Raw genomic sequence first — 24,186 nt, 5'->3', positions numbered from 1 at the left:
CAACAAAAAATCGCCGGGTGGGTCAATTCTAAACCGGCGATGGTGGGTCAAAATAAAGTCGGCGTTGACAACTGCCGCTGGTTTATAGAATTAACGTTACCCGTTAGTTCAGTAAATCCGTTCGTAAATCCTGTATGTGTCCGTATCAATTATAGATTCAGCCTGCATGTTTTCAGCCGGGAAAACAACACAGGGATATCTCTAACGGTTGAAGCAAGTCCTTTTGCCTGCAAATATCTTAGTCCAACTCCTGCTTAGATCATCTCACCCTGTAACCAGTACTGGTGAAAATAACCATAAAATTTTACGATCATGATTGGCCGCTAACCAATCCATATAGCTTAGAATTTACTCGGTTGATATTAAAACTCCGGACTAGTGGAGTTGCGGCTATCTTTTCCAACCTCAGGTCGCTGCTCCTTGATTTGTTTCAACGTGGCGACGATCAGAAAGCTGACGATGACAAGCAGAAACCAGGAGCTGACCTTACCTACATGGACGAGATGCCAGGTGTCGGATTGATTCGGGTATTCCCACGCACTAAAAAAGGTGGCGACGTTCTCCGCAATCCAAATAAAGAAGCCGATCAGCACGAAGGAGAGGATAAGCGGCATCCGGTAGCGATGACGGCCGACCTCATAGGTAACCCAGGTTCGCCAAAATACGATCAGCACCAAGGCCGACAGCCACCAGCGAATGTCGACCCAATAATGGTGGGTGAAGAAATTCAGGTAGATTGAAGCGGCAAGCGGGGTAACCAACCAGAGTGGAGGCCAACGTACAAGCTCTACCTTCAGGCGCCGCCAGGCCTGGCACAGGTAGCTGGCCACGCTGGCATACATAAATCCGCTGTAGAGGGGGACTCCATTCACCTTCGTCCAGCCTTCTTCCGGGTACGACCAGGACCCCATGTGCACCTTGAACAGTTCCAGAGCCAAGCCAATCAGGTGGAAGACGGTGATAACCTTCAGCTCGTCGCGTGTTTCAAGACCGGAGCGCAGCATCCATACCTGCATGGCCAGGCAGATGACCAACAGCCAGTCGTAACGGGGTAGCCAGGGAAGGGGAATGAGCTGTGTCAGAGCCAGTGATGCAAAGATGACCACAGGAAATACACAGGACAGCGCTTGCTGCCAGCCGAAGCGTACCAACTGCTGCAGGGCATGCCATAAGCGTCTTTGCATAAGCTTCTCACCTTCTGAGTGGATTACACGAAATGGTTATATAGTAACTCGCCTTTTATAAATTTGACTCACTTCAGAATCCTTACGTGTCTTCGTCACTTTTATATTCTAAAATATCTCCAGGCTGACATTCTAAAGCCTTACAAATCGCTTCTAAAGTTGATAATCGAATTGCTTTTGCCTTTCCATTTTTCAATATGGAAAGATTAGCCATCGTTATTCCAATCCTCTCCGAAAGTTCTGTAACGCTCATTTTCCTTTTAGCTAGCATCACGTCAATATTGATTATAATCGCCATGTTATTCACCTCAGACCGTCAAATCATTTTCTGATTTTATATCAATAGCCTCTTTTAAAAGCTTTTGGAGAACAGCAGCAAAAACGCCAATCACCATGGAGGCAAAAATCATGACCAATCCGACTACTATGATACCTGGGGCGTCTTCTACTTCAGCCATGAGATAGAAGAGTGGCATTCCTACCACATACAAGATGCTGATTGTGATTGCACAGTATTTTATTTTCTTTAAAGCTATTACAGATAATTCTGAGAAAGCTTTATTCTTGTCAATATAGCTTAAAAGTTTAAAAGCTTGATACAGAGCAAAGTAAAAAGGTATCACCGTTGCATACAAATCGATTAAAACGAGATATTTCATATAAGTAATATCTGGAAACAATTCAGCTGCATAATTCGCTATCTCAGGCACCAAAAACATGCACAAAGCAAGAACTGGGATTCCAATAAGAATAACAGCTGCCTTTAAAAAGAGTGTTGTTCCTCGTTTCATATAAAACCCCTCACTTATTATTGAATTCAATTTGACTTTACCACCAAATTTATCGTTTAGCAATAAAAAAATGCCGTTATTAAATATATTTTTATTGTTATGGAGATATCATCCTTTTTAAAACCAAAAAAAGCATTCCTCATTACAAAGAAATGCTCTATAACTTTAACCATTCAATTTATAACTTATTGAACTAACCTGCCCGTTAGCTTAACGCCGTTGCCAGTCTAATACTTTATTTTTCAGTCTAATACTTTATTTTTCAGTCTAACACTTTATTTTCAGCGGACAGAAGGGGACCTTTCCTGTATCACAGCGGGTGAGGAAGACAAGCTGTGGTGTTTGACCGCCAGCCTTTTGGAGAAGACCTCCCATCCTCTGCGGGAAAAGGTCGTCCACAAGGCTGAGCATCTGGGACGAACCAAACGCACCGCTTTTCATGAGGAGGAACAGGAAGACGGCGTAACAGGAGTGATTAACGGGCAGACCTATGTTCGGCTCCAAACTGTTCATGCAAAAGCGGCAGGTGGACTGCCAGCCGTATGAATTGGAGGCCAAACGACAAGCCAAAAAAGGCTGTACCGTGACTTTCGTGGGCCGTCAAGGAAAATGCATCGGTCTGATTGTGAGCCGATGTCCGATTCAGCTCAAACGCGAGGGACACACGCTGCGCAACATCCAGCAGACGTTTCCTTCCATCAAGGTTTCGTTTTTGCGCAATACGCTGGAGATTGACGAGGACGAGCTTGCCGGGCACGGATGGGATGTTCTCCCGGAGAACGACTTTCAACCAGACCTAGACCTGTCATCGCAAGGGAGACATCTGCTGATCACGCAGGCAGACTCCTACCCGATGCAGGCACGACGTTTCCCCATAAGCGAACTGAAAACAATTGATGCAAACCTTCTCGTGGAGGCAGGAAAACGGGCAGCATTTCAGGCAGTGGATCAAGGACAAGTTTTTCATCGGTGCGTTGGGAATCTCCTGGCTGGCACTGCTTTCCGTCCTCTATGTTCCAGCGCTGGCCCGCCTGTTCCATACCGCACCGCTGCAGCTTCATCAGATCGTGCAGGTTCTTGCCGTAGGGGGAACGGTCAGCTTCCTGTCAAAGCCGATTCATTGCGGCCTTGACAGGGGCTGCGCCTGTTCCGCAACAATCCCGACTTCACATTGCGTAATGCATTGCGTAAAGGAGGAGAGGCACCATGAAACATCTCGAAAGGATGATTGTCGGAGCCGCCCTGGTGGTGAGCCGGAACGCCGACAACAAGATCATGGTCGGGAAGAAATGGGAAGATTTTCTGCATGCGTTTTTCAGCTTGGTCAAAAGAAGCGGGAAGGAGTCGAAGTTGAATCTTCTTTCCTTTGTCTCGGTGACCAAGCTGTTTCGATGAGGGGCACCGCCGTGGGCAGAGCGGTTGGCAGGGGGACGGCTGTTACGAAAAGGCACCTCCGGCAAACCGTTGCGGATGAATGGGGCAGAGGGCAGCACCATCGTTCCTGCCCTCTGATTTGCGTTTGATTCCGGCATGTTGTTCACGGTCGGGTCGATTGAGTCGCTTTAAAAAACAAGTACCGGCCGCAAGCATCCAGTTGTCATTGAGAGAAGGCGCTTTTAATGAAGGGCCTTCTTTTTTTGTCTGCTTTGCGACGTAAGAGGCCTCGCAAATCAAATTTGAATCACGCAAGCAAAAAAGAATCGCGGAAAACCAGCGACTGTACATCTGCTTGATTCATTTTTGAATCGATGGACTGAACGTCAACCGGTGAAATCAGCCTGGAGCGGAACTTGCAAAAGGAATGGTGCAACACAAGCCATCAAGGGCTGGCTGGGGCGAATAGAAGGTCGGCTGGAAAGGAAGAGGGGCGATGGATGTGAACAGGCCGTGGTACGCATTTTATCCAAAAGGGGTTCCCGTGAACATCGAGCTTCCGCATATCTGCTTGTATGATCTCCTGGCACGGACAGCGCGGGAATATCCGGAACAGCTTGCCGTGATCGATGGAGAAAAGAACGTGACCTACGCAGAATTACAGCGGATCGTGGATCGGTTTGCTGCCGTCCTGTATCGTCTGGGGCTGCGCAAAGGCGACCGGATCGCAGTGATGCTGCCCAATTGTCTGGAGTATATCGTCTCCTACTATGCCATTCAGCGCCTGGGCGGCATTCTCGTCCAGGTCAACCCGATGTACCAGCAGTCCGAGTTGGCCTATCTGTTGGAAGATTCGGAAGCAACGGCATTCATTGGCCATCGGGAACAAAAGCAGAAACTGGCGTTAATCGGATGGGATGCAAAACTGACGCTGATTTTCGTCGAAGGGGCTTCCCATGAGGGCGAGTACGGCTATTATGAAGAAATAGCCGCTGTATCATCCAAACCTCCTTCCGTGGAAATCGACCCACGGGAAGATATCGCCGTTCTCCAATATACGGGAGGAACCACCGGCAGATCGAAAGGAGTCATGTTGACGCATTACAATCTCGTCAGCAATGTCTTGCAAAGCTTTGCATATTCCGACGGGGTGTTCGAGCGGCCCGGCGAGCGCATTCTAAGCGTGTCCCCTTTCTTTCACGTGTACGGGATGACCGGTGCCATGAACATCGCCGTGTACGGGGCAGCCACCATCATCTGTCTCCGCCGGTTTGATGCGAATCACACACTGGAGGTCATCCGCAAATACCGCCCCACCTTTTTCCCGGGGGTTCCCACCATGTACATCGCCTTGCTGCAGCATCCCGATGCGGAAACCATCGGCCTTGACTCATTCAAGGTATGCAACAGCGGGTCGGCACCGATGCCGGTCGAGGTGATGCGCGAGTTCGAACGGAAAACGGGGGCGCGTATCATCGAGGGATACGGGTTATCTGAAGCTGCCCCCATTACCCACCGCAATCCGATCCACGGAAAAAGAAAGCCGGGCAGCATCGGACTGCCGCTCCCGAATACGGATTGCAAGGTGGTCGATCTGGAGACGGGAACGGTCGAACTGCCGCCCGGAGAGCCGGGGGAATTGATCATCAAAGGCCCCCAGGTGATGAAAGGATACTGGAAAAATCAGGAGGAAACCGCTGCCGTTTTGCGGGACGGATGGCTCTATACCGGAGATATCGCCACGATGGATGAGGAAGGCTACTTCTACATCGTGGGCAGAAAGAAAGAGATGATCATTGCGAGCGGTTACAATATTTTTCCCATCGAAGTGGAGGAAGTCATCTATCAGCATCCGGCCGTCGCGGAAGCCTGTGTGTTTGGCATTCCCGATCCCTACCGGGGAGAGACCGTCATGGCGGTGATCGTACCGAAGAACGAGATGCCTGTTACAGAAAAAGAGATCATCGATTGGTGCTCCGCACGCCTGGCCAAGTATAAGGTTCCACGATCGGTTGAATTCAGGGATCGGATGCCGAAAACCGCGGTTGGCAAAATTTTGCGCAGATCTTTGGTGGAAGAAGTGGTGGCGAAGCAGAAATCCGTTGGACGGACAGAGTGAAGTTCGTGGAGGAAAGGAACTTCATTCGGAAAGATCGGCGCTGCTGTTGAAGAGTGTTGGATGAGAACGACTAGGGGGATGGTTTCATGCATGTTCACGATCTTTTTCATCTTGACGGAAAAGTCGCGATCGTAACGGGAGGCGGACGCGGTCTCGGTGAACAAGTTGCGATGGGGCTGGCAGAAGCCGGCGCTGCTGTCGTCGTCTGCTCGCGGAAAAAAGAAGCCTGTGACGAGGTGGCTGAAAAAATCAAAGGAGTAGGCAGGCAGAGCCTGTCGCTTGCGTGTGACGTCACGGATCCGGAAGATGTACAACGCGTAGTGGAGGAAACCAAAAACGCATTTGGCAAGATTGACATCTTGGTCAATAACGCCGGGATCTCGTGGGGTGCCCCTGTCGAGGAATACCCGCTCGAAAAATTCAATCAAATTTTACAAGTAAACGTAACGGGATTGTTTTTAATGTCGCAAGCAGTTGGTCGTGAAATGGTGGCACGGCAATACGGTCGAATTGTGAACATTGCTTCCGTCGCCGGTTTGGTTGGCAGCGATCCTCGCTATATGAATGCAATCGGTTATAACGCGAGCAAAGGGGCAGTGATTTCATTTACACGTGATTTAGCCATAAAATGGGCGCGGCAGGGTGTGACAGTCAATGCGATAGCACCTGGTTTCTTTCCGAGTAAAATGACTTCCGGCCTCCTTCAGAAGTTTGGGGATCAACTCCTTGAACGCACTCCCATGCGGCGTTATGGAGGGGAACACGACCTGAAGGGAGCCGCCTTGTACTTTGCATCCGATGCTTCCGCTTACGTCACAGGGCAGGTACTTGCTGTTGACGGAGGGATTACTGCGATATAAGGAATCCCAACACTTCACTGGAGGAGTCGATATGGAAGAACTTGTAATCGATACACAAAATGGCGTGCGAACGTTAACCCTGAATCGTCCCGAGCGCCTGAATGCACTCAATGATCCTCTTCGTTCGGAGATCGAAAGGGTCTTGACAGAGGCATCGGCTGACGATGACGTTCGCGTCGTCGTGATAACAGGTAAGGGACGCGCGTTTTGCACAGGGCTTGATTTGGCCGATCTGGAGAAGAGGAGTGCGTCCGGCAGCTCCCGTCACAGACGGTTGGACGACCTCGGGTGGGTAGGCCGACAATCACTGGGGATCGTTCACTGCGATAAACCCGTGATTGCCGCGATAAACGGAGTGGCAGCGGGGGCGGGATTTGCCCTGGCACTTGCATGCGATTTGCGCTTTATGTCCGATCGTGCGAGAGTGACTGCCGGGTACATCAGACGAGGGTTAAGTCCTGACGCGGGGATGAGCTACTTTTTGCCCCGGTTGGTCGGGCTCACAAGGGCTGCAGAGATGATCTTCACCGGCCGCGACGTATATCCTGATGAAGCCCAACGAATCGGGCTGGTTAACGACGTATTCCCTGATGAAGAATTTCATGAGCGCGTCATGGAATTTGCCAGACAATTGGCCAGTGGTCCTCCGATTGCGCAGACGCTTTCGAAACGACTCCTCGTGCAAAGCCTGGAAACCGATCTTGTCACATTGTTGAAACAAGAGTATTCCTCCATAACATTCTGTTTCGGGACCCAAGATGTAAAGGAAGGAATTGAGGCCTTTCTTGAAAAACGGAACCCGGAATTCCGCGGGGAATAACGAAATCACCGAAAAAGGGAGGCAGCCGTGGATCCTAACAGAGTAGGAATCACGTATCTTCATAAAGGGGGATGAAAACGGATGAAAGCCATTCAATTTCGTGAGTATGGAAGTCCTGAAGTATTGCAAACAGTCGATGTTCCCGTTCCGACAGGAAAACCAGGGACAGTGTTGGTACAAGTCAAAGCGGCAGGAGTAAACTTTGCGGACACAATGCGCCGCCGCAATCAATATTTGGCGAAAACCCCGCTCCCTTACATCCCCGGTTCGGAAGTTGCCGGTGTCATTGCAGAGGTTTCACCTGAGGTCACCCAATATAAGGTGGGGGACCGCGTCGTCGCCTTGACCGAAAACGGATGCTATGCAGAGTATGTGGCTCTTCCTGAACATCAGATTCATCCCATACCGGATGGAGTGGATTTTGACCAGGCAGCTGCCTTATTGCTTCAGGGGCTGACCGCCTACCATGTCTTGAAGACGTCAGGGCAGCTGGTTCAAGGGGAATCCGTATTGGTTCACGCGGCAGCAGGAGGAGTCGGAACGCTGGCTGTTCAGTTGGCGAAACTGATGGGAGCGGGGCACGTGATCGCTGCGGCAAGCCGTTCGGACAAATTGAAACTGGCTCGTTCACTGGGAGCCGATGCCGGGGTGAATTATTCGGAGTCGAATTGGAACGATCAGGTGATGGAGCTGACAAGAGGCAGAGGTGTCGATATCGTGTTGGAAATGGTAGGGGGAGAACATTTTGCGAAAAGTGTAACATGCCTGGCAACGTTCGGGCGACTTGTCTATTACGGTAGAGCGGGCGCAGAAACAACCCAGTTTGATCCTTCTGTACTTATGCATCGGAATACGAGCGTAGTGGGATTCTGGCTGCCGCGCATTCTTCAGCATCCGGTCTTGTACAGGGAGAGTGTGAAGCAGCTGCTTGACTACGTGGAGGAGAGGAAATTGCAAGTGATCATTGGAGAAAGAGTGCCGTTAACGGAAGCGAAAAGAGCTCATGAACTGCTGGAAGGGCGTCAGACAACAGGCAAGGTTGTTTTAATTCCGTAATGAAGACACGGGGCATGAATAGAAGATATCAGTGTTCCCCCGGCGTCGTCACTGGGAAACCGTTGATTTTGGGGAGGGCAAAAGGAAGAAACGCATTGTTGACGCAATGAAAGCGCGCAGCTGGTTGTATCCCGCGAACAAGGAAGTCCATCGGATGAGACCGCCTGCTCGGCGGTTTTTTTGTTGTGTTCTCTGAGCGGGTGGGTTAAGCAGCTATTATCCAAAATGACATAGGCATCTTGCTAGAAAGACATTTATTACGGTTGATGATCGACGTCTGCGCGCGGTGACGGGATATGATGTGTATGTGTTTAACTCGACGATGGAGTACGGGATTCCAAGCGTTTGGACGCTGGCGAAAAACAGGAAGCAAAAGGGAGTGAATCTCATCTGTGCGGCCGGAGCTCATCCGGATCCGGTTCGGGCGGTGAAAAGCTCGTTACACGAGATTGCCTGCCTGCTGCTGACGATTGACGAGAAAGACGCACCAATGGATACGCATGGAAGCAATGTAACATGACCTTTGGTATCAGATGTTAGTAGTCCAAACTCACAAATCGAACGAATTAGGGATTAATAAAAATTTCAGTTCATAAAACAGCAATTTCATGAACTGAAATGAAAAACAATAGTAACCTCGTCAGCCCATCCTCCACCGAGAAAATTATGCCTCCTGCAACCTTATTATCTTATATATTTATATATCTGGTACATTCATCTGTATGAGAGATGGTGAAATGTCCAAAGATGGATATAAAGGATGGATCGAATATAATTATTGACCGGCTGCCGGCGTTTTTTCTTATTGAACCACCGGCAATCAGGCAAGAATTTTTGTGTCGCTAGTCGTGATGGTTAGGAATCTGGCGTCGCCAGACATCAGTCTAAAGACTTTAATTTTCCTTTAACAAGGCTGGTTATAACATGCATGTTCCACCTGATTGTCAGTATGTTCGCTTCGCAAAACTAATGTAAAATTTGTTTTGTCGCGGAATGCCAGTATGTTTGTGCCGCTAGACAAGATCCCATTGAACCGCCAGCCTGTAACGAAATTCGAATTGTTTTATAAGTTTACATAATATATATTATCGGACTCAAAGGAAACCGATCCTCAACCCCCGGTATTCAGTGCACGCCGAGGGTCAGATGCCTGAAATAACATCTCCATCTGCATATCCAATCGCACAAGCCAATCAGATGATGTTTTCCCAAAAGATCATCCGCAGACAAATATGCCTGCGGATGTAGGTTTTTTTCGATTGTTACCGCATGTTACCGCAGCAGCGCCGCATCCAGAGCCACTTCGATCATCGCGTTGAACGTGGTCTGCCGTTCTTCGGCGGAGGTCGCTTCGCCGGTGAGGATGTGGTCGCTGACGGTCAGGATGGACAGGGCATTGCGGTTGAATTTGGCGGCCAGCGTGTAGAGGGCGGCCGTCTCCATTTCCACCGCCAGCACCTGATAGCTGGCCAGTTTTTTGTACAGGTCCAGGCTTTCCTGATAGAACGTGTCGCTGGTGAACACGTTGCCTACTTTCACGGGCAGATTGCGGTCAACGGCGGCCTGGTATGCCTTGTGCAGCAGGTCAAAATTGGCCGTCGGCGCAAAATCGATCTGCTGGAAGCGCAGCCGGTTCGCCTGCGAATCGGTGGACGCCGCCATGGCGATGATCACGTCGCGCACCTTGATGTCTTCCTGGATGGCGCCGCAGGTCCCGACGCGGATCAGGTTTTGCACGCCGTACTCCTCCATCAGCTCGTGGATGTAGATGGAGATGGACGGCACGCCCATGCCGGTCCCCTGTACGGACACCCGCTTTCCTTTATATGTACCGGTAAAGCCCAGCATGCCGCGGACGTTGTTGTAGCACACGGCATCTTCGAGGAACGTTTCCGCGATGTATTTGGCCCGCAGCGGGTCGCCGGGCAACAGGATGGTTTCCGCAATCTCGTTCGCCTTTGCTCCGATATGAATGCTCATGAAACATCTGCCCCTTTTCTTCTCCATAATGTCCTACGAAGTAATCGTACTACAAACGAACCGAATAGCAAAGCTTGTCCGACCGCTCTACCCCATCCAAGCCTGACGACGACCGTTTCGCGCGAAAAACACCGCTGCCACCCTGGTGAGATGACAACGGTGTTTTCGGCACACGAACCGTTTTCCTTACGGCCCGAACGGAAGTATGACATGCCGGTCGCTGACGAACCGCGCCTTCTCCACGTGCGGAAACACGTCCCGCCGCCGGAACTGGTCGGCAAAGTACATCCGGTCTGACTTCTTCACGCGCTGCACGTACTGGATCGCTTCGAGGTGATCGCCCAGGATCAGTTCCTGAATGCGGGGGGAAGGTTTCCGGCGAAACACGTTGACGCTCTCCGCCTGAACGACGACCAGACCGTTGGTGATGGCCATCGCCAGCGCTTTCGGCGGAACCATCAGGCTCTCGTAGCCAAGCGCCGCAGCGGCGCTCTGTTTCATCGCATGCGGTACGGCGCTCAGGGACGAGCAGCGCAGGTCGGGGCGGGACAGCATCTGGTTGAGATAGGATGTCGCCATCGCGACCGCGTCCAGCTTGGCTGACTGGCGGAAGAACGGATTGGCGTTGTTCAGCGCGATGTCCGCCCCCCGATAGCAGGCGTTTGCAAACGACTGCAGCGTCTCTGCGGGCACGACGATGTCGCCGTCTGCAAACAGCAGGACCTCTCCGCTGGCTTCCCCTGCGCCGACGGCCCTCCCGACGTCGTGTCCCAACACAAACGGATAGACCACACAGGTGACCGGATGGCTGCAGACCACCTCCAGCGTATGGTCGCGGCAGCCGTTGACGATCACGATGATTTCCTTGGGCCGCAGGCGTTCCACCTGCCGCAGCACCGCTCCGATTGTCTTTTCCTCATTGCTGACCGGGATGATCACCGACAGCATCCGGCTGTTTCTCGCCAACTGTTGGGGCGTTAGCCGCTGCCCGGCACATGGTCTAGCGCGGACGACGCGTTTTGGGCCCGGTTTTGTGCAGAGTCTTTTGCTTGGCTTTTCCACCATCACGCCAACTCCCCCCTGTCGCCCGAATCGTTTCCTGCCTGTACACGGTCCGCAGGTGCTGTTGCGGAGGAAACAGCAGCAGATCCCGGTTTCGTTCCTGATCGAAAAAGCCTGCCCGCTCCCCCTTTTCTCTCAGATAGACGGCGATGGCTTCCGCATGATCGCCCAACACGAGATCAACGACTCTATCTTTTCGCCCGATGCGCGGATCGTTCAGCCGCGCAGTGTTGATCGGGCAGACTCTTGTGATGGTCAGTCCCTGCAGCACGGCCTTGACCTGTGCCTTGGGCGGGACAGCCAGCTCCTCGAAGCCGATCCGCTCGGCCGCCAGCCGGCTCATGGCGTGCGGGACGGTGGTCAGGGAGCTGCCGACCAGATCAGGCCGCCCCACGATGTGATTCAACAGCCGTTTGGCGAGAGACGTGGGGTTGATGATCCCCTTGGATTGATAGCCGGAATAGGCGTTGAGCACCACATCCCATCCCTTTTTCACTTCGTCCACGTACCGGCGAAGTTTGAAAGCCGGCACCAGAAAATCCGCGTCGATGAACAACATCACGTCCCCTCTGGCAAAAAAGGCTCCAACGGCACGACCGACGTCGTGACCGAGAGAGGGAGCCGCTTCGATCACCCTGGCTCCGTTTTCCAGCGCCAGTTTGGTTGTGTGATCCGTCACACCGTTGCAGACGACAATGACTTCCGTCAAGGGGGACACCCGCTGTGCCTCTTGGATGACGCGGACGATTCGCTTGGCTTCGTTTCGGGCCGGGATAATCACGGACACTTCAGGTGCAGGGCATGTCGCGCTGTCCATCGCGTTTCCCCCTTTGCAGGAAAATGGGATCTCTTCCTACGATACGCCGGGGTACCGCTGATGGACACGGCTGTTGTCACAGCCCCGTTTGTCCCTGCGCGGAAAGAAGGTGCAGGATGTCGTCCCAGTCAAACGGTTGATCGGCCGCCACCCTTTCGGCAAAGGCGGCCACTGTTGCCAGCGTGTCCGTACTTTCCGCCGGATAGGCGCCGCTTGCGCTCTCCGCGGAAAGCATCACGGCGTTGGTGCCGTCCAGCACGGCTTGAAAAATGTCGGTGACCTCCGCTCGGGTGGGCACGGGATGCTCCGTCATCGACTGCAGCATGTGGGTAGCCGTGATGCAGTAAATGCCCTTGCGCCGGCATTCCCGGATGATCGCTTTTTGCAGCAGCGGCACCCACTCGAACGGAACCTCCACGCCCAGGTCGCCGCGGGCGATCATCACCCCGTCTGCCGCGTCCGCGATGGCGTTGAAGTGACGCAGGGCGTCTATTGTTTCCAGCTTGGCCACAAACGACGGCGCGTGTCCGCGCGCCACTCCCGCAAAGGCGCGAATCTCGTCCATCTGCCCTCCGTCGCGTATGAACGAACAGGCGACGTAATCCACTTTTTCCATCAGCAAAAAGCGCAGGTCGTCCTTGTCCTTCCCGGTCAGCGGCGGCAGGCGGAGAGGGGTCCCCGGCACGTTGATGCCCTTGTGGCTGGAGATGGGACCGCCGACGATCACCCGGGTCAGCAGCGAATCTTTGGTCACCTGCTGCACGAGCAGCTTGACCTCCCCGTCGTTGATGTGAATCCGCGCCCCCGGCTTGACGTCGTCGACCAGACCGGGGTAATCGACGCTGGCCTCGTGCTGGCTGCCGACCGTCGGCTGCATGTGCAGGATGAAGGGTTCACCCGCGTTCAGCACGACCTCGCCGTTTACTTCTCCCAGCCTGATCTTCGGTCCCTGCAGGTCGCCCAACAGCCTGATTTTCCGCCCGAGCTCGCTTCCCGCCTGACGGATGTTGCGGATCGCGGCTTGGTGAGAACGGTGATCTCCGTGAGACATGTTCAACCGGGCGATCGTCATGCCGCTGGCCGCCAGCCGCTTCAGCATCTCCACATCCCGGCTGGCCGGTCCGATCGTGCAAATGATGTCAATCATGACGAGTTCCCTCTTTTCTTCCCAACATACCATCACGCTCAGTGTTTGTCGGGAAGCGGCATTCCATACAAAAAAGAGGACGCCCCGGTCGGGACGTCCATCATCAGGACCAATGCGCGCGGCGCGGCAGATGCCGGAGTCTCTCCCGGCGGCGCCGGCGGGATCGCGCGACGGTCAGGCCGAACAAAAACAGGTTTAACAGCAGCCAGGCAAAGAAAATCGCGTATCGCGGCGCTGCGGAAGCCGCTGCCGTCTCCTTTTTTGCGGGAGCAGCAAGGGCGGCGGCGCGGGGGGGTTCTTTTCGCAGTAACGGCAGTGTCTGGGTCAGCTCCCCCGCCCTGACCAGAAGCTGGCCGTCGGCAGTCAGCTCCGTTTGCGGCTCCGTCCCTTTGGGGACTGTGGCGTACAGATCGGTTTCCGCCTGGTAGGTGACCGCCGGTGTACCGCCGTTGGCCGCAACAGCCTGTCCAAATGTCTGGCCGGCAGAAGCCACCTGCCTGGTCTCAAAGTGGGCAAACCCGTAGTCCAGCATGGCGGTCACGTCCTTGTACGCATACGCGCTGGACCCCGCTTTCATCGTCACGGCGATCAGTTCCGTTTCTCCGCGCTTGGCCGAACCCACCAGCGTGTGCATGGCCTGGTCGGTAAAACCGTTCTTGATCCCGGTCGCTCCTTCGTAATTGCGGAGCAGTTTGTTGTGATTGATCAGCACCGTCTTCCACTCGCGGCCGTCCCACGGCAGGCGGACGGTGGCCACGATCTCGCGGAAGGTCGGGTTTTTCATCGCATATTGGGCGATTTTGGCCATGTCGGCTGCGGTCGTGTAGTGATTGGGATCGTGCAGGCCGTGGGCGTTCGTGAAATGGGTCTCGGTGACACCCACCTTTTCCTGTAGGTATGTGTTCAATTGGTCGGCGAAATGCTGAACGCTGCCGCCCAAATGCTCCGCGATGGCGGTCGCCGCGTCGTTGCCGGAATTCATCAGCAATCCGTACTCCAGCTTGCGCAGGGTCACCTGCTCCCCTTCCCCCAGGTACACGCGGGTGCCTTCTTCGTTGCGCGCGTTTTTGGAGACGGTTACAAGATCGTCCGGATTGCCGTTCTCAATCGCGTAGATACCGGTGGCGATTTTGGTGATGCTCGCCGGATACAGGCGAAGATGTGGATTTTTTTCAAACAGTACCTGACCCGTTGCTGCGTCGATCAGGATGGCAGACTCCCCGTAAATGCCGCTGGGTGTCAGATTGTCCTCCCCCCGGGCGGATGCGGGCCGAACGCCGAGATTGCACAGGACGCAGGCCGCAACGAGCAGGTACGTAAGCAGTAGACGCATGGTTGTCGGTTCCTTTCTTGGTACTTGCGGGCATCAGCACGCCCTTGCTCGGCTAGCCCAAACGCTTGCCCAGCAGATCATGGATCATTTTAAATTTCGGATTGTCCTGAAACGCCTGTTCAAATCCGCTCACATGTTCGCGGTACAACGCCGCCGCCGATTCGTAATCCTGTTTTACGTACAGCGAGAAGATTTCTTCCAGTTTCTCCTCCAGCGACGTGTCCACTTCAGGCGGTGTCAAAATCTCCTGGCGCAGGCTGTTCATCAAGACGTCCAACTGGTGTGTGATCACGGACGCCTCGTGGAGCTGCTGCAGCACGTTTTCCGGGATGTTCCCGGCGTATTTGTAACGCAGCTCGTGTTCGTTCGTCGCCCAAAAGTTCATGCCTAACGTACGAATCTGAATTTCGCAGAACAGGGTGATTTTCTCGCTCCCGTGGTACACCGTGTAGGAAACGATCATGTGGATGCTGCGGTATCCGGATTCCTTGGGCGTCGCGATGTAGTCCTTGATGTCGTGGACTTCGATGTCTTCCCTCTCCTGCAAAAGCTGCTGGACTTCACGCACGTCGTCGATGTACCGGCAGACGACGCGCAGTCCGGCGATATCGGTGATCTCCCTGGCCACTCTCTCCTGCCAGGTGTCCTGATGAAAATCGATGCCTCTTTCCTGGGCTTTCTTGATCAGGCTGTCCACCTTTTTCACCCGCCCGACGACGAACTCGATGGGTGAATAGCGGCCGCTTTTCAAAAAGCCGTACTTGATGCCTTTCAATTTCAGCTTGAGTTCATCGACAGCCTGTTCGTACGGCGCCAGAAAATGAACGAGGTTGTTCAGCACTTTGTTGGGGACGTGCGCTGTGTTCATGCAAATTCACCTCCATGTCACTCCCAGAGGAAAGGCGATGCCTCCAAAAACGGCTGCGGGTTGACATACGTGTTGCCGATCAGCATGCCGTAGTGCAGATGGGGACCGGTGGAAAAACCGGTGCTCCCCATGCGGCCGATGATCTGGCCGCGTTTGACCATGTCCCCTGTTTTCACGTCCAGCCTGGACAGGTGGGCGTAGATCGAAAACACGTTGAGGCCGTGGTCGATGATAATCGTGTTTCCTGTCAAATAGAGGGATTCTGCCAGCACCACCTTGCCGTTGTTGCTGGCCGCGATGGGCGTTCCCGTTTTGTTGGCGATGTCAATGGCGGCATGGCGGTTCGCCGCTTTCCCGTTGACGACGCGCTGATAGCCGAACGGTGTCGTCAAACGGCCTTGGGCAGGCATGAGAAACGTATCGATAAAATACGGCGTCTGGGCGGAGCGGGAGCGGGCCGCGTTGATCTTTTTCTGGTCGGCGTCGATCCGTTCCGTGTTCTGCCGCATCTGGTTCATCTGTTTGCTGACGGTAAGCTTGTCGACGGCAAAGGTCTTGGGTGCGATCGTCAGGCTGGCGAGACGCTGCTTGTCCGCCGACAGCACCGCGTACGTGCCCGGCTTCGCGTCAAAGGGAATGGGAATAAACCGGACATACGCTCCATGGGAAGGAATCAGCCGGTAGGTTTTTCCCAACACCGTGACTGATTGCACACGGCTGCTCCGGATCAGCACGGCGTCGCCCGGGTGTGTCTTCGCGGGCGCTATGGACAGGTAGGGATGTTGAACCGCAGCTTGAACGGCGGTCGCCGCTTCCTTGCCGAAGGAGCTTGTCCCCGCGGCAGCAACCAGAGCGGCAACGACCAGCAGATTGGCGAGCGCTTGAATCATCACGCATTCCCTCCCATTTTCCAGTATACCAAAAGACTACGGGAAAGGAAAAAGAAAAAAAGAAGGCTAGCCAACCAGCCTTCCTAGGGTTCCTGCTCCACCTGTTTTTTGTTGTAATCGGCCATCATCTCCATGATGGACGTCATGTTCGTCAGCATCTCGCTGGCCCGTTTTGTCTTCTGCGAGATGGTGCCAAAGTCGATCTTCCCTTTTTTTCGGTCGTTCCAGCGCCTGAACAGCTCACCTGCCGTGTCCGGATTGGCGCGGATACTGGAGATGCGGGAAGCGTCCTGCATCAGCCACGCCTCGAAATCAGGATTTTCCCGCAGCAGGCGCTTTACTTCTTTCTTTTTCATCCCCGGACGTCACTCCTTTCCGTCAGCCATGGTTTATTTGCCTGTTCCCTACACCATATGACTAGTCCCCGAATGTGATTGTGTGTTTACACCGGGAGGCAAAGAAAGGGCGTGTGCACCAAACGCACAAAATGAAAAGGCCCCTGTCCGGGGCCTTTTTCATCCAGTTATTTCCTTTTTGCCGGGTGTTAGCCGCGGCCGGCCAGTTGTTGTTCAGCAAAGCTTACCAGACGCTTGGTGATTTCTCCACCTACGGAACCGTTTTGACGGGAGGTGGTGTCAGCGCCCAGGTTTACGCCGAATTCAGCAGCGATCTCGTACTTCAGTTGGTCAAGCGCCGCGTTTGCTTGAGGAACTACCAGGTTGTTGGATCCACCAGTGTTGTTTGCCACGTGTGATTCCTCCTTTAAGCGTGTTTTCTCCCGGGACGGGGTTGAACCGTCAGCGAAGCCGCTTCTCTCCGATGAGACCGAGAGGCGTTGGGAAGAAAGCGTCTCCGGCTCTCTCGTGTTACTATCATCCCTCCGCCGAACGCATCCATGCAGTGTCCGGCGATGTAAAATCTGTCAAGGTCGGCCGGCCGCTTTGTGCTATAATGGGTCGTGACAGTTGGACACGAGAGGAGTCGCGTTTTTGTGAATCAACCCTGCAAAGTACTGCTCATTGACGGCATGAGTTTTTTGTTTCGCGCCTTTTACGCCTCCGCCTGGGCGGGCGGGTATCGGCAGACCTCGCAAGGTGTTTATACAAACGCTGTCTACGGGTTTACGAAAATGATGCTGGACTACGCCGACCTGGTGCGCCCCACCCATGTCGCCATCGGCTGGGATGTGGCTGCGCGGGAAACCCTGATCCGCAGCCAGTGGTACGACGGGTACAAGTCCAACCGGGTGGCGCCGCCTGAGGAGCTGGTTCCCCAGTTTGAACTGGTCAAGGAGGTGACCGACGCATTTTCCGTCCCCAACCTGGGCTGCCCAGGGTATGAAGGAGACGACATTCTCGGCACGGTCAGCGCGCGTCTCGCGGCCGAGGGACATCAGGTGGTCATCGCGACCGGCGATTACGACAGCCTGCAGCTTTTGTCCGATCAGGTCAGCGTGAAAATCCTGAAAAACGGCGGCAAGCACGAACACTACACACCCGCCAGCCTGCTGGCCGTCCGCGGGATCAGACCGGAACAGGTCGTCGACGTGAAGGCGCTGATGGGCGACGCCTCCGACTGCATTCCCGGTTGTCCGGGGATCGGCGAAAAGACGGCAGTCAGGCTGATAGCCGCCCACGGCTCCCTGGACGGACTGTACGCCAATCTGGACGCGTGCACGCCCAAGCTGCGCGCCAAACTGGAAGAACACCGCGAGCAGGTCTATCTGAGCAAAAAACTGGCGACGATTTTCCGTGACGCGCCGATCGACTTTTCGCTGGAAGCAGCGCGATGGGAATACGATCGGGAGCGGGTTCGGGATAAGTTTGCCGAACTGGAGTTTGGACGCACGCTGGTCAGCAGGGTAAGCTGAGACGCGGCAGAGCCGGTCTGCCAGGACGGTGGAGCGGCCGGACAAAGCGAGAAACCTCCCTGCGCGATCGCAGCCTCAATACGAACGCAAAAAAATCCCGGCCCTTTTGACAAGGCGTCCGGGATTTTTTTGTGCGTGTAGGGCGGCAGTTCTTCACGAACGATTCCGTTCCTCAAACACATCGAGAAACAAACGGGTGTTCCCCTCTTCCTGGCAGTCCCATGTCGCGGCAAAGCGGACCTGGTGGGAGACGCCCAGAATGTCGTACTTCTGGACCAGGTGCTGGCGTGCCGAGCCGACGATGAGACTGTGCAGCCGCACCTGTTTGCGCTTGGCCAGATCGGCCAGCATCTCCCGCACGTACAGGGAAAGGCCGCCTACCCCATCCGTCACCATGACGAAGTCAGCCCCGCGAAACTGCCGGTTCTCTTCCACGATTTGGATGGCCCGCTTCATCGGCGCGTCGAAGTGCGTCCCGCCTCCGAAGGCCATCTGCGCCAGCGCGTAAAACGCAGGCCAGTCCGGCCGCCGGTGGTACAGGGCCTGCTCGCGAAGCTCCCCTTTTGCGCCGAACAGCAGCAGCAGAAAGTCTCGTTTTTCCAGGAGACTGAGCGCGGCGAACGTCATCACAAAGAGCTGGGCCAAGCGCAGTTTGCTCCCCCGCATCGAATGTGAGGTGTCCAGCATGCAGATCACGGGACCTTTGGGCGGTTCCTCCAGCCATCCGACGGTGTCGTACGTCATCAGCTTCTGCTCCACCCACTTGAGCAGAAAATACGTCTCGTAATCCGGATCGGCCAAAAGGCCGGCTTCGCTCGGCAGCATGTGGGCGATGTCGCCCGACTGCCTCAGGTCGTAGTATTCTTCCGGCAGCCGCCGCGAGCGCATCTGCTTCTTTTTCACCCGGACGTGATGGACGTTGCGCCCCACCTCTTTAAGGAAGTCAACCAGGTCCGGATGCCGTTTCAACTTTTCCAGCCACTTCATATATTGTTCCAAGCTCTGGCGCCGGAGCTTGCCCAACTCGTGCCCCCAGCGGCGGTTGGCGAAGCGCTGGCTGGCCGTAAGCAGCTCATGGACGAACAACGTGTCGTCCGATTCCAGCGACAGCGTCTCTTTCAGCGAGCGGTCCAGCCACTGCCCCAGCTCCTGTTCCAATTGGGCCACGGCCTCCCGTTCCTGCCTGGACAGCCGCTCGTGCTGTTTTTCCCGCTGGGCCAGCTCGTCCTCCAGCTTTTTGACTTTTTGCTGCAGCTTGGGGCGCTTGGTAACATTCACCCGCATCTCTTCCCGAAGTTCCTGAATGCGCGCTTTGAGGGAGCGGATCTCCGCTTCCACCAGCGGCCGGGTGTCCATCGCCTCCTGTTTGTCCTCCACCACGCGCTTGCCCTGCTGCAGCGTGTAGCCGATCAACTGAAGCCTGGCCGCCTGTTTTTCCGTCAACAGTTCGGACAATTGGGCCTGTTCCCTGCCCTCGTGTCCCTGCTTCTGCTGAAGTCCGGCGACCAAGGGAGTCAGCCGCTGTTCCCGCTCCCGGCGTTTGACCTCCTCCGCGAACGACGCCGTCAGCCACATGAGCGCCTTGATGGCCGTCTTGAAGGCGGCGCTCTCCTGGCCTGCCGTCCGCGGGTGGATCATCCGGTAAAAATACTGTTTCATCAGCGTCTGCACCATCCAGCGGTGGAACGGCGGCGCCGCCTGTGTCTGGTCAATTTCGGGATGGACGAGATAAAACGCCAGGAAAAAATCGGCCAACAGTTCGCGGTCGAACCACGGCGCCCGCGCTTTGGCTTCTTCCATCCATTCGCGCGCCGTGCGCGACGAGTACTGGTACGCATCAAACAAGTAGCGGTCGACCCGACTGGCACGAATGATCATGCGGTTGCATCCTGCCTTCCTACAGCGTGTAGTCGTAATCGGTACCGGGAAGTTCCCGGTCAAATACCGTTCGGTAGACGCCCTGCAGCATCTGCAGGATCCGCTCACCCTCGATGCGCAGATGGGCGTATTTGACCGTGTATTTCTCCGGGTTGGGCAGCAGTCGGTTTTTCTCCCGCACGTACGCGGTCAGGTCCTGCTCCCGCTGCTGCCACTGAAGCAAGCGGTTGCGCAGGTCGCGGCCGGTCTCTTCCAGCTCCAGCCGGCATTCGTCGAGGAGCGAGCGGTAGCGCTCGGCGGCTTCTTTTCCCAGTTTGGCCCCGATCTCTTTCTTGAACTGAAACGCGTGCAGATCCGCTTCCTTTTCCAGCCACTTTTCGGCGGTCTGCCTGCAGCGGCGAAGCGGCAAGTCGTGCTCCATGTCCGCTTTCAACTGTTCGGTGAAGCGCTGGTCAAACAGCTCCCGCAATACGGGCAAATCTTCCGGCACGTCCCAGAGCATGTGCGGCGTAAACACCGTATCCCAGATCGAGACGCTTTCGCGGCCGTGAAGAGCGGCCGACGTTTTCCAGACGTGGGCGATCTTGCTCCACCGCCGGTCGGAGAGGACGAACTCCTTTTCCTCCATGTCCTGCTTCAAGCGGTAGAGGAAATAGATCAGCGATTCCGGGATGCTGACCCGGGATGCTTCGCGCTGGATGTCCTTCACGTCGTGGAGGGAAAAGACAACCGGCAGCGGCTCATTCGGCAGCGAAAACATTTTTTCGTAGCTGGAGGCGTGCTGCAGGTAGCTCACCTCGTAGCGGATGAGAAAGCGGTCGTACAGCGCCGTCAACTGTTCGTCCTCGTCCGGCAGCTCGTTGGACGCGGCCATCAGAAACAGCAGCGGCACCGCCTCTTTTTCCCTCCCGTTGAAATAGACCCGCTCGTTCAGAATGGAGAGCAGGGAGTTGAGGATCGCGCTGTTGGCTTTAAAGATCTCGTCGAGAAACGCGAACTGGGCAGACGGCAGGTAGCCGGCCGTCTTTCGCACGTACTGGTCCTGCTTCAACTGCTGCAGCGACACGGGGCCGAAAATTTCGTCGGGCGTGGTAAACCGCGTCAGCAGGTATTCAAACCAGTGCTCGGAGCCGAACAGTTGGGCGACGGCCCGGGCCATCTGCGATTTGGCCGTACCCGGCGGCCCGATCAGCAGGGCGTTCTCTCCGCTCATGATGCCCAGGAGCAGCAGGCGGATCAGCTCGCTTCGTTCGAGAAAACGGCGCTCCAGTAGTTCGACCGCTTGTTCCAACTTGTGTGTCAATGGCATCGTCCTGTTCATCATCTCTGGCGCAATCGTGCTGTCACGGCAGACGTGCTGCGCCGTTCCCCCCTCGTGCAAGATTCGATTGTCATGGGTTGGCACTCTCTACCTGTAGTGTATACATCCTGATCCGCGCACACAAGCCAATGCGCTCTCCCGGGTCCGGCGGCCGATCATGAAGGCGCCGGCACCCGCGTATGATGAAAGGTGCGCGTTGGCAACAATAACCAACAAGAGCAATACATGCAAAAAGGAGGATAGTCATGCCCCAGCTTCAACTGTCTGATGAAGAATACGATCATCTGATGGAACGGATTTTTAAAATCCTGAGCCGAACGGAAGAGCTGGACCACGTCACCCATCACTGGATGTGGGAAGTGTGGCGCGTGCTGTACTACAGCAAATTGTAAGCGTACGATCCGCTTTCACCCATGTCTGTGCCCTCGCATAGTGTGTGAACAAGAGAGGTTTGCCCGACACACTAGAAGGAGGGATGGGCATGGGTGTTGAACTGTCCTGGCTCCACGGGGTGTACGTCCTGTTCGTGATCGGCATCGTCGCCACCATGGTGCTCCGACGCGATACCAGTCTCATCTGCATCGCGGGGATCGCCGCGCTCGGCCTAACGGCTACCGGTTCGGTTACGGCGGCGGTGGGGGGCGTGTTCGGCAGCTTCATGTACGCGATGACGGAACTGCTGCCGACGATTCTGGTCATCTGCATCATCGTCGCGATGAGCCGCGTGCTGACCGAGACCGGCATCAACGAAACGATGATCCGGCCGATGGCCTCGCTGGTGCGGACGCCGGCGCTGGCGTACTGGGTGATCGGTATCGTCATGATGATCATGTCCTGGTTCTTTTGGCCTTCGCCGGCCGTGGCGCTGATCGGCGCGGTGATGCTGCCTGTCGCTCTCCGTGTGGGGCTGCCCGCCGTCGGTGCAGCCGTCGCAATGAACCTGTTCGGCCACGGCATCGCCTTGTCCGGTGACTTTGTCATTCAGGGCGCGCCCACGCTCACCGCCAAGGCGGCCGGCCTTCCCGTCGCCGAGGTGATGGCCGCCAGCGTGCCGCTGGTCATCGTGATGGGGACGGTCACCACCTTGACCGCGTTTTGGTACCTGTACAAAGACATGAAAAGCGGAGCGCTCCGCGTCGATCCGGAAGTAACGGCCGTTCCGTCCGCGCCCCGCGACGCCGCATCCGTCCGGCTCTCCCCCCTGCTGCGAAACGGGCTGGCGGCTCTGGTTCCCCTGCTGTTTCTGCTGGATGTCGCGGCCATGTTCGCGCTGGATCTGAAAGGAGGCGACGCCACCGCCCTGGTCGGCGGCACCGCTCTTTTGATCCTGCTCGCGGTCACTCTGTTGTCCCACAGACAGGCCGGTCTGGAACAGGTAACCGCTCACCTGATCCAGGGATTTCAGTTCGGTTTTCGGGTATTTGGCCCCGTCATACCGATCGCCGCGTTTTTCTACATGGGTGACAGCGGATTCGTCAAGGTGTTTGGCGAGACGCTGCCGAACGGTTCCCATGGGATCGTCAACGATCTGGGCGTTGCACTCGCCCACACCATCCCGATCGGCAAGGAGGTGGCCGCTCTCGCCCTGACGGCGATCGGCGTCATTACCGGACTGGACGGATCGGGATTCTCCGGCATCACGCTGGCCGGCTCCCTGGCCCAACTGTTTGCGACCGCGCTGGGAAGCGGAGCGGCGACGCTGACCGCACTCGGGCAAATCGCCGCCATCTGGGTGGGCGGCGGCACGATCATCCCGTGGGCGCTGCTCCCGGCTGCCGCCATCTGCGGCGTCGATCCGTTCGAATTGGCGCGGCGCAACCTCTACCCGGTCGCGATCGGACTGCTGGTTACCACGCTGGTGGCCATGTTTCTGATCTGAATACGTGCAAAACGGAAAGAAGCCTCAGCCGGTCGGCGAGGCTTCTGTTTATGTCGTCTCCATCGCGGGAACGTGCCGGAGCTTCTCCGGATTGAGGATGAGGTAGATCGCTTCCACCCTCCCGCAGCGAACGGAGCAGCTCATGACGGCAAAGAGACGGTTGTCCCGAACGCACAGCAAACCCGGCATGCCGTTCACATTGGCCATGCGGCCCGCCCGGAAGGCGGACGTTTTTTTGGCGACCCCCAAAAGGAACGCCAGTACACGCTCCCGGGTGCATATCGGAAAAATCGCGGCCCGGACTTTGCCGCCGCCATCCGAATAAAGCGTCACCTCTTCGGCAAGCAGAGCCAGCAGCGTGTCGGCATCGCCGTCGCGCATCGCCGCGAGAAACCGCTCCACAAGCTGTTCGTGCTGCGCGTAATCGATGGGTTCGTCCGGCAGTCGGTGGGACAGTTTTTGTCTGACCCGGCTGAAGATCTTGCGGCAGTTGGCTTCCGTCTTGCCCACCAGCTCGGCGATTTCCCGGTAGTCGCAGGCCAGGACCTCCCGCAGCACAAACACCGCTCTCTCTGTCGGCGAGAGCGATTCCATCAGCTTCAGGCACGCGATGGACAGCCGGTCATGCGTCATCACTTCATGAACCGGGTCCCCCTCCTCGCTTGTGAGGACAAGCGGCTCCGGGAGCCACGGCCCCACGTAAACCTCCCGCTGTTTGCGTGCCCTGCGCAGAAAGTCGATGCATTTGTTGGTGAGGGTCCTGCATAAAAACGCCTTGATGTTGTGAATCTCGTCCGTCCGCGTTCGCTCCAGCGACAGAAACGTGTCCTGCACCATGTCTTCCGCGTCCGTGATGGTGCCCACCATCCGGTAAGCCAGGGAAAACAGCAGCGGTTTATAGGTGGTGTACAACTGGGCAACGTCTGTCACGCCCTCC

General features: G+C 55.7%; 25 protein-coding genes and 2 pseudogenes. 11 read left to right on the top strand and 16 right to left on the bottom strand.

The window, feature by feature from the left end; all coding sequences use genetic code 11:
- Positions 1-258, top strand: a 258-nt coding sequence (locus tag M516_RS25965) for a hypothetical protein (protein ID WP_238550965.1), incomplete at its 5' end; no start/stop codon positions are given.
- A 104-nt stretch (positions 259-362) separates the two neighbouring features.
- On the opposite strand, the gene M516_RS0111335 is transcribed toward M516_RS25965, so the two are convergent.
- From M516_RS0111335 to M516_RS0111325, 3 genes are all read right to left on the bottom strand, one after another.
- Entirely contained in the window at positions 363-1,184 is an 822-nt protein-coding gene (locus tag M516_RS0111335) for a DUF817 domain-containing protein (RefSeq protein ID WP_029099227.1), read from the bottom strand.
- 82 nt (positions 1,185-1,266) lie between these two features.
- Positions 1,267-1,482 carry a helix-turn-helix domain-containing protein gene (locus tag M516_RS0111330; protein ID WP_029099226.1) on the bottom strand — a complete coding sequence of 72 codons (216 nt, stop codon included), beginning with the start codon at positions 1,480-1,482 and terminating at the stop codon, positions 1,267-1,269.
- Positions 1,483-1,492: 10 nt separating this feature from the next.
- Positions 1,493-1,975 carry a DUF2975 domain-containing protein gene (locus M516_RS0111325; RefSeq protein WP_029099225.1) on the bottom strand — a complete coding sequence of 161 codons (483 nt, stop codon included), beginning with the start codon at positions 1,973-1,975 and terminating at the stop codon, positions 1,493-1,495.
- 896 nt (positions 1,976-2,871) lie between these two features.
- On the opposite strand from M516_RS0111325, the pseudogene M516_RS26315 reads away from it, so the two are divergent.
- Positions 2,872-3,018 (top strand): annotated as a pseudogene (locus M516_RS26315) (hypothetical protein); the annotation flags it as partial.
- Positions 3,019-3,181: 163 nt separating this feature from the next.
- Positions 3,182-3,370 carry a hypothetical protein gene (locus M516_RS25955; RefSeq protein ID WP_035289480.1) on the top strand — a complete coding sequence of 63 codons (189 nt, stop codon included), beginning with the start codon at positions 3,182-3,184 and terminating at the stop codon, positions 3,368-3,370.
- 42 nt (positions 3,371-3,412) lie between these two features.
- On the opposite strand, the gene M516_RS25585 is transcribed toward M516_RS25955, so the two are convergent.
- Complete coding sequence (locus tag M516_RS25585) at positions 3,413-3,700, bottom strand: hypothetical protein (RefSeq protein WP_143864193.1); 288 nt, start codon at positions 3,698-3,700, stop codon at positions 3,413-3,415.
- Between the two features lie 145 nt (positions 3,701-3,845).
- On the opposite strand from M516_RS25585, the gene M516_RS0111310 reads away from it, so the two are divergent.
- The 5 genes and pseudogenes from M516_RS0111310 to M516_RS24750 form a co-directional block, all read left to right on the top strand.
- Positions 3,846-5,468 (top strand): long-chain-fatty-acid--CoA ligase, encoded by a 1,623-nt coding sequence (locus M516_RS0111310; RefSeq protein ID WP_029099223.1) that lies wholly within the window; start codon positions 3,846-3,848, stop codon positions 5,466-5,468.
- Positions 5,469-5,554: 86 nt separating this feature from the next.
- Positions 5,555-6,328 (top strand): SDR family oxidoreductase, encoded by a 774-nt coding sequence (locus M516_RS0111305; RefSeq protein ID WP_029099222.1) that lies wholly within the window; start codon positions 5,555-5,557, stop codon positions 6,326-6,328.
- A 31-nt stretch (positions 6,329-6,359) separates the two neighbouring features.
- Complete coding sequence (locus M516_RS0111300) at positions 6,360-7,148, top strand: enoyl-CoA hydratase/isomerase family protein (protein ID WP_035289477.1); 789 nt, start codon at positions 6,360-6,362, stop codon at positions 7,146-7,148.
- Positions 7,149-7,229: 81 nt separating this feature from the next.
- Positions 7,230-8,204: a quinone oxidoreductase family protein gene (locus M516_RS0111295; protein ID WP_029099220.1), complete on the top strand. Its 975-nt coding sequence runs from the start codon at positions 7,230-7,232 to the stop codon at positions 8,202-8,204.
- Between the two features lie 274 nt (positions 8,205-8,478).
- Positions 8,479-8,706 (top strand): annotated as a pseudogene (locus M516_RS24750) (YcaO-like family protein); the annotation flags it as partial.
- Positions 8,707-9,476: 770 nt separating this feature from the next.
- Here the strand turns inward: M516_RS24750 and deoD are convergent.
- The 9 genes from deoD to M516_RS0111250 all read right to left on the bottom strand — a co-directional run bounded on the left by deoD (position 9,477) and on the right by M516_RS0111250 (position 17,049).
- Positions 9,477-10,184, bottom strand: a complete 708-nt coding sequence (gene deoD / locus M516_RS0111290; RefSeq protein WP_029099219.1) for a purine-nucleoside phosphorylase — start codon at positions 10,182-10,184, stop codon at positions 9,477-9,479.
- 186 nt (positions 10,185-10,370) lie between these two features.
- The gene (locus tag M516_RS23330; protein ID WP_051188190.1) at positions 10,371-11,132 is read right to left on the bottom strand and encodes a glycosyltransferase family 2 protein; all 762 of its coding nucleotides are present in this window, start codon (positions 11,130-11,132) and stop codon (positions 10,371-10,373) included.
- 52 nt (positions 11,133-11,184) lie between these two features.
- Positions 11,185-12,063: a glycosyltransferase family 2 protein gene (locus M516_RS23325; protein WP_081656511.1), complete on the bottom strand. Its 879-nt coding sequence runs from the start codon at positions 12,061-12,063 to the stop codon at positions 11,185-11,187.
- A gap of 76 nt (positions 12,064-12,139) precedes the next feature.
- Entirely contained in the window at positions 12,140-13,210 is a 1,071-nt protein-coding gene (pyk, locus tag M516_RS0111275) for a pyruvate kinase (RefSeq protein WP_238550964.1), read from the bottom strand.
- A gap of 103 nt (positions 13,211-13,313) precedes the next feature.
- Positions 13,314-14,543 carry a D-alanyl-D-alanine carboxypeptidase family protein gene (locus M516_RS0111270; protein WP_029099217.1) on the bottom strand — a complete coding sequence of 410 codons (1,230 nt, stop codon included), beginning with the start codon at positions 14,541-14,543 and terminating at the stop codon, positions 13,314-13,316.
- A 52-nt stretch (positions 14,544-14,595) separates the two neighbouring features.
- Positions 14,596-15,411 carry a GTP pyrophosphokinase gene (locus M516_RS0111265; RefSeq protein WP_029099216.1) on the bottom strand — a complete coding sequence of 272 codons (816 nt, stop codon included), beginning with the start codon at positions 15,409-15,411 and terminating at the stop codon, positions 14,596-14,598.
- A gap of 17 nt (positions 15,412-15,428) precedes the next feature.
- Positions 15,429-16,301 carry a M23 family metallopeptidase gene (locus M516_RS0111260; RefSeq protein ID WP_029099215.1) on the bottom strand — a complete coding sequence of 291 codons (873 nt, stop codon included), beginning with the start codon at positions 16,299-16,301 and terminating at the stop codon, positions 15,429-15,431.
- A gap of 83 nt (positions 16,302-16,384) precedes the next feature.
- Entirely contained in the window at positions 16,385-16,657 is a 273-nt protein-coding gene (locus M516_RS0111255) for a hypothetical protein (RefSeq protein WP_029099214.1), read from the bottom strand.
- 188 nt (positions 16,658-16,845) lie between these two features.
- Positions 16,846-17,049 carry an alpha/beta-type small acid-soluble spore protein gene (locus M516_RS0111250; RefSeq protein WP_029099213.1) on the bottom strand — a complete coding sequence of 68 codons (204 nt, stop codon included), beginning with the start codon at positions 17,047-17,049 and terminating at the stop codon, positions 16,846-16,848.
- A 243-nt stretch (positions 17,050-17,292) separates the two neighbouring features.
- Here M516_RS0111250 and M516_RS0111245 point away from each other — a divergent pair, with 243 nt between their 5' ends.
- Positions 17,293-18,171, top strand: a complete 879-nt coding sequence (locus tag M516_RS0111245; RefSeq protein ID WP_029099212.1) for a 5'-3' exonuclease — start codon at positions 17,293-17,295, stop codon at positions 18,169-18,171.
- 153 nt (positions 18,172-18,324) lie between these two features.
- Here the strand turns inward: M516_RS0111245 and M516_RS0111240 are convergent, their stop codons facing one another.
- Both M516_RS0111240 and M516_RS0111235 read right to left on the bottom strand, forming a co-directional pair.
- Complete coding sequence (locus M516_RS0111240; RefSeq protein ID WP_029099211.1) at positions 18,325-20,049, bottom strand: hypothetical protein; 1,725 nt, start codon at positions 20,047-20,049, stop codon at positions 18,325-18,327.
- Between the two features lie 19 nt (positions 20,050-20,068).
- A complete protein-coding gene (locus M516_RS0111235) occupies positions 20,069-21,370 on the bottom strand; it encodes an AAA family ATPase (RefSeq protein WP_029099210.1) in 1,302 nt (433 codons plus the stop codon).
- A 245-nt stretch (positions 21,371-21,615) separates the two neighbouring features.
- Between M516_RS0111235 and M516_RS25580 the strand changes: the two genes are divergently transcribed.
- Together M516_RS25580 and M516_RS0111225 are read left to right on the top strand one after the other, a co-directional pair.
- Positions 21,616-21,762: a hypothetical protein gene (locus M516_RS25580; protein ID WP_162836714.1), complete on the top strand. Its 147-nt coding sequence runs from the start codon at positions 21,616-21,618 to the stop codon at positions 21,760-21,762.
- Between the two features lie 89 nt (positions 21,763-21,851).
- Positions 21,852-23,249 carry a hypothetical protein gene (locus M516_RS0111225; protein WP_029099209.1) on the top strand — a complete coding sequence of 466 codons (1,398 nt, stop codon included), beginning with the start codon at positions 21,852-21,854 and terminating at the stop codon, positions 23,247-23,249.
- Positions 23,250-23,297: 48 nt separating this feature from the next.
- Here M516_RS0111225 and M516_RS0111220 read toward each other — a convergent pair whose 3' ends face one another.
- Complete coding sequence (locus tag M516_RS0111220; RefSeq protein WP_029099208.1) at positions 23,298-24,179, bottom strand: RNA polymerase sigma-70 factor; 882 nt, start codon at positions 24,177-24,179, stop codon at positions 23,298-23,300.
- Between the last annotated feature and the right edge of the window lie 7 nt (positions 24,180-24,186).

This window comes from Brevibacillus thermoruber 423 (genome assembly GCF_000454065.1).
Lineage (GTDB): Bacteria > Bacillota > Bacilli > Brevibacillales > Brevibacillaceae > Brevibacillus > Brevibacillus thermoruber.
This window is presented reverse-complemented; position numbering and strand designations above follow the sequence as displayed.